At 70.3% G+C, this 12,307-nt stretch carries 3 protein-coding genes; 1 reads left to right on the top strand and 2 read right to left on the bottom strand.

Going from position 1 to position 12,307, the window contains the following annotated elements:
* The first annotated feature begins 46 nt into the window (after positions 1 to 46).
* Positions 47 to 727 carry a recombinase family protein gene (locus ACFOMD_RS10470; protein WP_380860968.1) on the top strand — a complete coding sequence of 227 codons (681 nt, stop codon included), beginning with the start codon at positions 47 to 49 and terminating at the stop codon, positions 725 to 727.
* Here ACFOMD_RS10470 and ACFOMD_RS10465 read toward each other — a convergent pair.
* A complete protein-coding gene (locus ACFOMD_RS10465) occupies positions 724 to 2,664 on the bottom strand; it encodes a putative bifunctional diguanylate cyclase/phosphodiesterase (protein WP_380860965.1) in 1,941 nt (646 codons plus the stop codon). The genes ACFOMD_RS10470 and ACFOMD_RS10465 overlap by 4 nt on opposite strands.
* The gene (locus tag ACFOMD_RS10460; RefSeq protein ID WP_380860962.1) at positions 2,652 to 12,260 is read right to left on the bottom strand and encodes an autotransporter-associated beta strand repeat-containing protein; all 9,609 of its coding nucleotides are present in this window, start codon (positions 12,258 to 12,260) and stop codon (positions 2,652 to 2,654) included. Before ACFOMD_RS10460 ends, ACFOMD_RS10465 begins: the two co-directional genes overlap by 13 nt.
* Positions 12,261 to 12,307 lie beyond the last annotated feature (47 nt).

The raw sequence follows: 12,307 nt of genomic DNA, 5'->3' as shown, positions 1-12,307 counted from the left end.
AGAGGGATTTTTATCGCTGGCGTACTTCTTGCTTCGCCAACGGGACGTGGGTCGCGGCGTCCCGTCAACAATCAAGCAAGATCGACATTTTCTGGCACTCGCAGATCGCAACCCGATAAAGCTTGGCTACGCCCGCGCCGACGGTGATGCGCGGAGTCTTGCCCGGCAGGAAGCGCAGCTCCGCAAGGCGGGGTGCGCGCAGCTGTTCAGCGACGCTGACGGCGACCCGCCGCCCGCCAACCTCGGCCTGAAGGCCTGCCTCGAGGCGCTGCGCCCCGGCGACATGCTGGTCACGACCCGGCTCGACCGCCCGGCGCATTCGCTCGCCAATCTCGTCGAATTGCTCGACGGGTTGACGCGGCGCGGCATCGCCTTTCGCTCACTTGACGAGGATATCGACACCGGCTCGACCGACGGCCCGCTGATCTCGCGCGTTATCGGCGTGCTCGCGTCGTTCCAGCGCTCGCTGATCAGCGAGAAGACGCGCGCCGGCATGGCGGCGGCGCAGGCGCAGGGCCAGCATGTCGGCCGCCCCCGCTCGCTCGACGACGAACAGATCGCCGCTGCCCGCCATGCGATCGAAAAGGACGGCGAACCTCCGTCAGCGGTCGCCGCGCGTTTCGGCGTGCACCCACGTACGCTGCAGAGGCTGATGCACGGCGAGGCCGGTGGCACGCCGCCGCCAAGCCAGCTTACCCGCGCCCGCCTGCTGCGACGGCCGACTTAAGCGTCGCCCGCGCGCTGGTCCGCATCGACGGCCGCGCGGATCCGGCCATCGGCATCGACCCGCCAGCGTGACGGCAGCTCGGCGATGACATCCGGCACGCGCGCCGCGGCGACCGCCCGGCCGAACAGATAGCCCTGCCCGACATCGCAGCCCTCGCGCCGCAGCAGATTAGCTTGCGCGAGGCTTTCGACCCCTTCGGCCACCGTGCTGATACCAAGGCTCTGCCCGAGGCCGATGACGGCGCGGACGATGGCAAGATCGTCGAGATCGTCGGCGGCGCGCGCGCTGATGAACGACTGGTCGATCTTCAGCGTGTCAACCGGGAATTGCTTGATGTGCGACAGCGAGGCGTAGCCGGTGCCGAAATCGTCGAGCGCGATGGTCGTGCCGGCTTTGCTGAGCGTCGTCAGGATGCGTCCGACGTTGTCGGCGATCTGCCCGATGAAGACGGATTCGGTCACTTCCAATTCGAAGCGGGTGGGTGGGAGGTTCGCCTGGTGCAGCCGGTCGAGCAGCCGCTCGGCAAAGTCGCCGCGCACGAAATCGGGCGCCGATCCGTTGATGGCGATGCGGCGAAAATCGATGCCGCGATCGAGCCAGCCGCGCGCGTCGGCGATGACGCGGTCGATCATCCGGTCGGTCAGCCGCGCCGCCAGCTCCATATCGTCGAAGGCGGCGTCGATCGCCTTGGGCGGTTGCAGCCCGTGCCGATGGTGATGCCAGCGCAGCAGCGCTTCGAAGCCGACGATCGCGCAGGTCTTCAGGTCGACTTTCACCTGGTAGAAGGGAACGATCCGGTCGTCGGTGATCGCGTCGCGGGCGGTGAGGATCATCGAGGCGCGCTGTTCGATCGAGGTGCGCAGGTCGGCGCGGAACACGCGGGTCAGCCCGCGCCCCGCCGCGCGCGCGTCCTGCAGCGCGAGATCGGCGCTTCGCCACAAGGTCGCAGCATCGTTCCCGTCGCTTGGTGCGAAGGCGCCGCCGACGCTGGCGGTGCAGTCGATCGCCGCGCCCTCGAAGGCGAAGGAAGGGATCAGCGCTGCGCCGATCGTCGATACCGCTGCCAGCGTCGCCTCGTCGGCACTGAGCCGCGGCAGCAGGATTGCGAACTCGTCGTCGCCGACACGCCCGACCAGCGACCCCGGCGGCACCAGCCGGATCAGCTGATCGCCGAACGCCTGCAGCAGCGCCTCGGTGGCAGCGATGCCCCAAGCGTCCTTGATGGCCTTGAAATTGTCGATGCCGAGGAGGACCAGCCCGACCTGTTCCTTACCCGCCTGCGCGAGCGCGGCTTCCAGCCGGCCCAGGAAGTGCCCGCGATTGGGAAGACCGGTGACCGGGTCATGGTTCGCCTTCCAGCGCAGCGCCGCCTCGGTACGTCGCTGATCCGAAATATCGGCGAGCGTGCCGATGACGCGAAGCGGCGCGCCCGATGCGTCGCGCATGATCCGCGCGCGGGCCAGCGTCGCCGCATAGCTGCCGTCGGCCTTGCGGAAGCGCACTTCGGCCCGCCAGCCGTCGTCACGGCCGGCGAGGGCGCGGCGCAGACTGCCGATCGCGCGCCGGCGTTCGTCGGGGTGCAGCTTGTCGACGAACCAGTCGATGGTGGTGCCGGCGCGCGCTTGCGGGTAGCCGAACAGTTCGCCGATCGCGCGGCCCCAGACGACGGCGATCGTCCCGACCTGCCATTCCCACAGCGCATCCTCGGTGGCGAGGTCGCGATCGGGCGTCGCGGTGAGCGGCGGGCCGGTCGTGGCCGCCCGTTCTTCGCGCAGCCGCCGCACCGCGCGGAACAGCATCATCACGGCAACGAGGTTGAAGATGGTCGTCAGAAGCAGCCCGACCGCGAGCAGCCGCGCGCCAGGGCCGAGAACTGAAACGGATGGAAGGCCGGCCGCGGGCGCGGCGAACGCCAGCAATGCGGTCAAAAGCGCCACCCGAGCGTGCCGCGCAGGCCGTGGTCGCGGAAGTCACGCCCGAGCTGGCCGGCATAGTCGACATTCCAGCTGAGCGACGGCGTGATCTGCATGTGCACGCCCGCCTCGATCACCGCCGCGTCGCGCGCCAGCGCCACGCCGCCGACCGTGAAGCGGTCGCCGCCCCCGAAGGCGAGGCGCGCCGACGGGGTGAGATCGCCAAAGCCGTGGCGCCACGCCACCGATCCCGCGAAGCCGACTGCCGACATCGGACCTTGTTGCAGCCACTGCCCGCGCAGGCCCAGGGTAGAGAAGGTCGCGCGGCTGGTGGTGCCGGCGTTGTCGAGCGACGCCGCCCCCTGCTCGCGCGATGCCTTTTCGTTGAGATCGACATACGCGATGCCGGCAAAGGGCTCGGCGCTCGAAAGCTCGGTGCCGAAGCGGTAGCCGGCCTCGGCAAAGCCCTGCAGCGTTTGCGCGTCGGCGTCGCGGGTCTGGCGGTCGGCGAAGCCTGGGATGGCAATGCGGCGCGTGGAGTCAATGTCGTGCCACGTGTAGCCGGCACCGGCGCGCAGCCCGAGCCCGCCCCAGCGTCCGCCGGCATAGAAGCCGAGTTCGCGGTCGTCGCTCGCGCCGGTCGAGCTGCGATCATCGACGCTGAAGCGCGTGCGGCTGCCGGCGGCGTAGAAGCCGATGCGCGCGCCGTTGCCCGCCGTGATGTCGGCACCGGCGATGAGGCCACGCGCCGAGAAATCGAGCGCGGCGTCACGCCCAAGATCGCCCGACGATCCGAACAGCCGGCCCCAGACGGCGCGGCCCTCGTCGCCGGAAAGCCGCAGCTGGTCGATCACCGCCTCACGCGCAAATCGCCGGCTTTCGATCAAGGCGCTGTGTGCCGACGCGGCGATTTCGCCCGACAGCTGGTCGAAGGCACTGCGCGCCGGCGCGTCGTCGGCGTACATCGCCACGATGTCGTGAATCCTGTTACCCGCCGCGAGGCTGTCGAGCCCGTCCGCGACGGCGATCTGGTTCGCGGTGACGCCCGCCGAGGCGAAGGTGCGGACCTGCGCCGCCTCCAGGGTCACGCTCTGCGCCGCATAGCGGTCGACCAGTGCGTAGAAGGCGGAGATGGCGGTGTCGCCGGTCACCGTGTAGCGGCCGGTCACGCCGCCCGCGGCGGTCAGCACCGTATAGATCCGGCCGGGCGCATAGGCGATGTCGGTCTCCTTGATCACGTGGAGGATCGCCCCCGGTGCGATCGTCGCCGACCCTTGCGCGACGATCCGGTCGGATCGATCGCTGGCCGGATCGACCTCCACTTCGTAAGTCGAGCCCGCCGCCTGCACGACATTGCCGGAAACGGTCAGCGTGCCGATCGAGTTGCCGGGCGCGACTGCCGCGCCGCCCGACATCGATACACCGCCGACGGTGCCGGCGCCCGACAGCGTGGTGCCGCTGTCGGCCGTCACCACCGAATTGGGGAGCGCGCCGTTCACCGCGAGGCGGCCGCCGGTGAGGTGCGTCTCGCCGGAGAAGTTGCTGGTGCCGGTCAGCTCGAGCTTCGCCGTGCCCGACTTGACCAGCGAACCGGTGCCGCTGACCGGATTGGCGAGGCGCGCGTCGGTCGCCTGTTCGATGACCAGTGCACCGTTGCCGACGATCGGCCCGGTGCCGAGCGCGGCGGCGGTCGCCATCAGCGTGCCGCCGGCGATGGTGGTGCCGCCCGAATGGCTGTTGGTGCCGGTCAGCACCTGCGTGCCGCTGGTCAGCACCACGCCACCGCTGCCGGTGATGGTGCCGGCGAAGCTGCCATTCGCGCCGCCGAGCGCCAGCGTCTGGCTGCCGAGCGACACGCTGCCCTGGCCGGTAAGCCCGGCGATCTGTACCGCGCCGCCGGTCGTCGCAGCGATGTCGAACACACCGTTGGTGACCACCGGCCCGCTGATGCGCCCGTCGCCCGACAGCGCGAGTGTGCCGGACGAGATGGTGGTGCCACCGCTGAAGCTGTTGGCGCCGGTGAGGACGAGCGTGCCGCCGCTCGCCTGCACGATGCCGCCGCTGCCCGAGATCGAGCCGCTGAACACCAAAGTGTCGGTGCGGTTGAACGCGAGCGTGCCGCTGTTGTCGACATTCCCGGAGATCGCGCCGCTGGTGCCGCCGTTGCCGACCTGCAGCACGCCCCCCGTGATGGTGGTGCCGCCGGTATAGCTGTTGTCACCGGTCAGGATCATCGTGCCGGTGCCGGTCTTCGCCACCGCGCCGTCGCCGGTGATCGCGCCCGACTGCACCGCAGCGCGGCCTTCGTCGACGACGGCGGCGAGGGTGGCGGTCGCACCGAGGCTGACGTTGTTCGCGACCTCGAGACCATCGCCGTAAGTGAGCGTCGCGCTCTCCGCCACTTCGACATCGCCGGCACCGAGCGCGTTGCTGCTCTCGAGATCGAGATTGACGCCCGAGATCGTCACCGGCCCGGTGAAGCTGCTGTTGTCGCCGGTGATCATCAGCCGGCCCGCGCCGCTCAGCACATAGCGGCCGGTGCCGGTGATTGCGCCGGCCTGCGTCGCGACGCCGTTCGCGACGTCGAGGTGCGCTTCGCCGTTGATCAGCAGGTCGTTGGCGACGGTGATGCCGTTGGCGTAGCCGAGCGTCGTGCCGCCTTCGAGGATGATGCGGCCAAGCCCCGCGGCGCGATCGTTGCCGAGCAGCAGTGTGCCGGTCTGCACCGTCGTGCCGTCGGCATAGCTGTTCGCCGCCGACAGGGTGAGCGTGCCCGCGCCGGTCTTCACCAGCGAGCCGCTGCCCGAGATGACGCCGCCGAAGGCTGCAGCTTCGGCGCGATCGAACGTCAGCGTGCCGCCATTCACGACGTTGCCGGTGAGGGCGCCGGTGACATGCAGGGTGCCGCCGCCGATGGTCGTGCCGCCGCTGTAGCTGTTGGCGCCGGCCAGGGTCAGCGTGCCGCCACCGGCGTGGGTCAGCGACCCGCTACCAGAGATCGCGCCGGCGAAGGTGACGGCGTCGGCGCGGTTGAAAGCCAGCGCGCCGTTGTTGACGACATTGCCGGTGATGGCACCGCTCGTGCCGCCGGCGCCGATCTGCAAGCTGCCGGCGGCGATGGTCGTCCCGCCCTCATAATTGTTGTTGGCGGTGAGGATCGTGGCACCGCTGCCCGCCTTTACCAGCGAACCGCTGCCGGTGATCGCGCCGGCGATCGTCCGGCGATCGGCGCCGTCGAAGGCGAGGATGCCGGCGTTGGCGATGCTGCCGGTGAGGCTGCCCCCGGCGCCGAGGCGGAGCGTGCCGGCATTGATGCTGGTGCCGCCGCTGTAGCGGTTGGCGCTGGTCAAGGTCAGCGTGCCCGCGCCGCTTTTCACCAGCGCACCGGCGCGCGTGCCGTCGCCGATCACCCCGCCGAGCGTCGCCTGCAGGCCGGTGCCGACACCGAGAGTCGCGCTGCCGCTGATGTCGAGGCGGTTGGCAGCGGTGGTGCTGGCGGTGAAGAGCAGGCTGGTGCCGTCCGCCATGTCGATCAGGCCGGTGCCGGGGGTGCCGCTGACTTCCAGCGTGCCGCCGGCGAGCAGCAGCCCGCCGCTGAAGCTGCTCGTGCCGGTCAGCGCCAGCGTGCCCGCACCTGATTTCGCGAAAGCACCGGCGCCGCCGATCGCGCCGGCCTGCGTCGCGCGACCGCTGTCGACGATCCCGGCGAGAGTCGCGCCGCTGCCGAGCGTGATGGCGTTGGCGATGCTGACGCCATTGGCATAGCGGAAGGTGGTGCTGCCGGTCAGGTCGACGAGGCCGGTGCCGAGCGCGCTGCTGCGGTCGAGATCGACGGTGAGGCCGGATACCGAGACCGACCCGGTGAAGGCGCTGTTGTCGCCGGTCAGCAGCAGCCGGCCGGCGCCGCCGAGGATGTAGCGAGCACTGCCGCTCAGCGCGCCCGCCTGGGTGGCGGTGCCGGTCGCGACCTCGAGCGTGGCGAGCCCGTTGATGCGCAGGTCGTTGGCGACGCTGATGCCGGCGGCGTAGCCGAGCGTCGTGCCGCTTTCGAGCGTGATGCGCCCGGTGCCCGCCGCGCCGCTGCTGGTCAGGCGCAGCGTACCCGATTGCACATTGGTGCCGCCGCCGTAGCTGTTGGCGCCGCTCAGGGTCAGCGAACCGGCTCCCGCCTTCACCAGCGACCCGCTGCCCGAGATGGCGCCGGCGAAGGTGATCGCGTCGCTGCGGTTGAACAGCAGGGTTCCGTTATTGACGATGTTGCCGACGACGCTGCCGCTGGTGCCGCCGGCGCCGATCTGCACGATGCCGCCGCTGATCGCGGTGCCGCCGGTGTAGGTGTTGGCGCCGGTCAGGATCTGCGTGCCACCACCGATCGTCAGCCCGCCGCTGCCGCTGATCGCGCCGCTGAAGCTGCCGCTCGCCGCGCTGATCGAGAGGTTGCGGCTGCCGAGGGCCACGTTACCGCTGCCGGTCAGGCGGCTGAGGCTGATCGGCCCGCTGGCCGCGCTGACGTCGAAGCTGCCGTTGTTGACGAGCGCGCCGATAATGCGCCCCGCGCCTGACAGCGCGAGTGTGCCCGCGGCGATGGTGGTGCCGCCGCTATAGCTGCCGTTGCCGGTCAAGGTCAGTGTACCACTGCCCGCCTGCGTCAGCGAACCGGTGCCGGAGATGGCGCCGCCGAAGCTCAGATTGTCGGCCGTGTTGAAGACGAGCGCGCCATTGTCGACGACATCGCCCGCGATGCGGCCCGCACCTGTCAACGCGAGGGTGCCGCCGGCGATCGTGGTGCCGCCGCTGTAGCTGTTCACCGCGGTCAGGGTGAGCGTGCCGGCGCCGGCCTTGGTGAGCCCGCCGCTGCCGATCAGCACGCCGACGTAGCTCACATCGTCGCTGCGGTCGAAGACCAGCTCGCTGCTGATGGTGACATTGCCGCTGATGCTCCCCGTCGTGCCGCCGGCGCCGATGCGCAACGTGCCCGCGGTGATTGTCGTGCCGCCGCTGTAGTCGTTGCTGCCAGTCAGTGTCTGGGTGCCGCCGAGCAGGGTGAGGCCGCCGGTGCCGGTGATCGACCCGGCGAAGCTGCCGCCCGCGCCGGTGAGCGACAGCGCGCGCGTGCCGAGCGCGACCGAGCCTGTGCCTGACAGGCCGCCGATCGAGACGTTGCTGCCCGTCGTCGCCGAAATGTCGAAGATGCCGGTGGCCGCGACATTGCCGACGATGCGACCGGCGCCGGTCAGCGCCAGCGTGCCGCCGGCGATGGTGGTCGTGCCTGCGAAGCTGTTCGACGCGGTCAGCGTCAGGCGGTTGGTGCCCGATTTCAGCAGCGCGCCGCTGCCAGAAATGGTGCCGCCGAAGCTGACATCGTCGCTGCGGTCGAAGGCGAGAACGCCATCGTTGGCGACATTGCCGAGCAGGATGCCGCCGGTGCCGAGCTGCAAGGTGCCGCCGGCAATCGCGGTACCGCCGCTATAGTCGTTCGCCCCGGTGAGGATCTGCGTCCCGCTGCTCAGCCGCAGACCGCCGCTGCCCGAGATGACGCCACCGAAAATGCCGCCACCGGTTAGGCCGAGCGTTCGCGCGCCGAGCATGACGGTCCCGCTGCCCGACAGGCCACCGATCGCGACATCGTTGCCGGTGGTCGCCGAGATGTCGAACGTCGCGTCGTTGACGACCGCGCCGGTGACGCGGCCCGCGCCCGACAGCGCGAGCGTTCCGGCCGCTACCGTCGTCGCGCCGGTGAAGCTGTTCGCGCCCGTCAAGGTCAGGGTCGAGGCGCCAAGTTTGGAGAGTGCGCCGCTGCCGGAAATCGCCCCGCCGAAGGCGAGCGCGTTCGAGCGGTTGAACGCGAGCGTCGCGTTGTTGACGACGTTGCCGACGATGCTACCGCTCGTCGAGCCCGTGCCGATCTGCAAGGTGCCGGCGCTGATCGTCGTGCCGCCACTGTAGCTGTTCGCATTGGTCAGCGAGAGCGTCCCCGCGCCGGCCTTCGCCAGCCCGCCGTCGCCCGACAGCACGCCGCTCCAGGTGACGCCGAGCGCGTTGCTGTCGATCGTCGATTGCGTGCCGGTGAGCAGCGTTGCTGGGACCGTGCTGGTCAGCGCGGTGTCGCTGACGCGAAGCGTGCCGCCGCCGAGGTTGAGCTGATGCGTGCCGCCGTTGTTGTTGTAGTTGGCGTTGAGCGAGGTGCCGCCGATCTCGAGCGCGCCGCCGAGGAGATTGTAGATGCCGTTGCCGCTTCCCGACAGATAGAGGTTGGTGGCATTGCCGATGCGGAAAATGCCGCCGGTCTGGTTGATCACGCCCGACCCGCGCTGGGTCGTGCCGTTGACCACCATCCAGTTGCCGATGGTGAAGAAGCCGGCGGTCAGGTCGACGAGGCCAGTGCCGCTGAGGTTGAGCGTGCCGCTGCTCGCCGGGTTGTTGCTGGTATTGCGCCCCAAGCCGAACGAGCCGCTCGTAAGCGTCAGGCTGCCGCCCGAGATGTTGTAGACGCCGGTGCCGCCCTGGTTGCCGATGTTGAACAGCGCGCAGCGCGAGGCGTCGCCACAGCCGGGCTGGATGACGATCGACCCGCCGGTCTGGTTGACGGTGCCCGACCCGCCGAAGTCGCCGACCTGAAGGCCGGTGCCGAAGGTGAGGCTGCCGCCGCTGACGTTGAGCGCGCCGACATTGGCGACGCCGCCGACCGTGCCGGTGCCAACCGACAGATGGTTGATGTTGGTCTGACCCGCGCTCTGCGCGATGGCCCCGCCGAGGATGTGGTTCTCGCCGCCGCTGATCGTCGCGCCGTTCAAGGTCAGCGTGCCGGTGCCGACCTTGTCGAACGAACCGTAGCTCGCCAGCCAGCCGAGGCCGCCGTTGACGATGGTGCCCGAAAAGGTGGTGCTGCTGTTGTCGGTGCCAACGCGCAGGACGCGCAGCCCGGTGTCGACGCGGCCGCTGCCCGACAGATTGGCGAGCGAGGTGCCGCTGGTGGTCGCCGAGATGTCGAAGACGCCGTCGTTGGCGAGACCTGATGAGGCGGCGATCGTGCCGGCGCCGGACAGCGCCAGCGTGCCGGTACTGATCGTTGTCGCGCCCGTATAGCTGTTGGCGCCGCTCAAGGTCAGCGTGCCGGCGCCGGCCTTCGCCAGCCCGCCGCTGCCCGACAGCACGCCCGACCAGGTGGCGCCGAGCGCGTTGGTGTCAATCGTCGACTGGGTGCCCGAAAGCAGCGTCGCAGCGACGGGCGCGGTCATCGCCGAGCCGATCGCGCGGATGGTGCCGCCGCCGAGGTTGAAGGCATAGGTGCCGGTGCCGCTGCCATAGTTGGCGCGCAGCGAGGTGCCGCCGATTTCGAGCGCACCGCCAGTCAGATTATAGATGCCGTTGCCGCTGCCCGACAGGAAGAGCTGGCCGGCGCTGCGGATGCGCAGGGTGCCGCCGCTCTGGTTGAGGGTGCCGCTGCTGCGCGGAATGCCGGCCCCGACCGACAGCCAGTTGCCGATGTTGAAGCGCCCATCGGTCAGGTCGACGAGGCCGGTGCCGCTGAGGTTGAGCGTGCCGCTGCCGGCAGGGTTGGCGGCGGTGTTGCGCCCGAGCGCCAGGCTGGCGCGGGGCAGGAGGAGGCTGCCGCCCGAGATATTGTAGGTGCCGGTGCCGCCCTGATTGCCGATGTTGACGGCGGCGCAGTGCGAGCTGCTGCCGCATAGCTGGTCGACGGTGATCGTGCCGCCGGTCTGGTTAAGCGTGCCGACCCCGCGGAAATCGCCGAGCTGCAGCGTGGTGCCGATCGTCATGGCGCCGCCCGATATATCGAGCCCGCCGACATTGCCGACGCCGCCCGTCTGCCCGGTGCCGACGGCGATATAGCCGAGGCTGGTGGTGCCGCCGGTCTGCGCGAGCTTGCCGCCGCGCACATGCGCCTCGCCGCCGCTGATCGTGGCGCCGTCGATGGTCAGCGTGCCCGTCCCGACCTTGGCGAAAACGCCGTAGGTCGCGTCCCAGTTGAAGCCGCCGTTGGCGATGGTGCCCGAGAACGCAGTGCTGCTGTTGTCGGTGCCGACGGCGAGGCTGCGCAGGCCGAGGTCAATGCGGCCATTGCCCGACAGATTGGCGAGCGTGGTGCCCAGCGTGATGCCTGAGATGTCGAGGATGCCGTTGTTGACCAGCCCCGCCGACGACGCGATCGAGCCGGCGCCGGTCAGGGCGAGCGTGCCGCCGCCGATCGTGGTGAGCCCGGTGTAGCTGTTCGCGCCGCCGAGCGTCAGCGTGCCGAGGCCGGCCTTGGTCAGCCCGCCGGCGCCGGACAAATCGCCCGACAGTGTCGCGTTGAGGCCTTGCGTATCGACGGTGAAGGTCGAGCCCGATGCCAGCGTCGCCGTGCCGGCATAGCTGAAGTTGCTGCCCTGCACGCCGAGCGTCGCGCTGCCCAGTGACAGGGTGCCGCCGCCGTAGAGGCCCTCGGTGCCGCCGATGAGCAGCCGGCCGCCGAGCAGCTCGTAGCTGCCGGTGCCGCTGCGGACCTGCAGGCGGCTGCTGCCGGTCAGCGACAGGGTGCCGCCGGTCTGGCGCAGCAGGCCGGTTGATCCGGCATCATAGCCGATGGAGAGGTTGGTCGCGATGTTGGCGGTGCCGCCGCTGATCAGGAATTCGCCACGTCCCCCGGCTGCGGCGCCGAAGCGGATCGCCGCCGATCCGCCGGGGTTCAGCACGTTGAGCGTGCCGGCCGACAGAGTGTAGCTGCCGGTGCCGCCGCCATTGGCGCCGCCCTTGTTGCCGACATTGGCGCCGAACAGCATGGGATCCCGTTGGCGGAAGGTGACCACCGAGCCGGCGCCGTCCTGGATGATCGATCCGGTCGCTCGCGCGTCGCCGACGAAGAACTGGCCGCCCGAATTGCTGCCGGTGATCATGGTGATGCTGGCATTGTCCGAGATGCGCAGCGTGCCCGTCGACGCGACGCCGTTCGCGTCGGTGCGCGAGCCGACATAGAGCGTGCCGCCGCCGTCGCTGACGTCGAGCGCCGCGTCGCCGCTCAGCCGATAGCTGCCGGTGCCGCCCTCCGTCCCGATGTCGATCGCGACGGTGCTGCCGATGCGGACGGTGCCGCCGCTCTGGTTGAAGGTGCCGACGACGCCGAGCCCGCGGCCGATGGCGAGGCCGCCGTAATTGCGCGTCGCGGGATCGAGCTCGACATAGTCGATGAGGCCGCCGGTCATAGTGACGATGCCGGTGCCGCCCGTCGTGTTGGTCGGCCCGCCGCCGACCCACAGCCGGCCGACTGCCGTCGAGCCGGCACTGGGCGACGCCGCGATGTTGAAGCGGATGGTGCCGCCGCTGAGGTTGAGGATGCCGCTGCCACCATCGCCGAGTTCGAGGCGGCCGGCGGTGCTGCCGTGGGTGGTGTCGATGGTCAGCAGGCTGCCGGTGGCAAGGTTGAGCGTGCCGCTGCTGCCGGCGCCGACGCGCACCGCCTCGCTGGTGGTGAGGGTGACCGGCGCCAAGGTCTGGCCGTTGGTGACGACGATGTCGGCGGCGCGCACCGCGGGGGAGGCCCAGGCGAGCAGCGCCGTACTGCCCAGCAGCAGCCGGCGCCGGGTGACGCGCGATGATCGCCTGCTCGCGATGCGGCCTGCCATGTCCATTCCCTCATTCGCGCCGGCGCCGCTCCGCCGGCTCCCCAATG

This window comes from Sphingoaurantiacus capsulatus, from assembly GCF_042648405.1.
GTDB classification, from domain to species: Bacteria; Pseudomonadota; Alphaproteobacteria; order Sphingomonadales; family Sphingomonadaceae; genus Sphingoaurantiacus; species Sphingoaurantiacus capsulatus.
Note: the sequence above shows the minus strand (reverse complement) of the source record. Positions and strands in the feature narration are given on the sequence as shown.

Excerpts from the sequence above, each read along its gene's own strand:
- ACFOMD_RS10460 (WP_380860962.1), bottom strand. The coding sequence starts at position 12,260 with ATGGCAGGCCGCATCGCGAGCAGGCGATCATCGCGCGTCACCCGGCGC.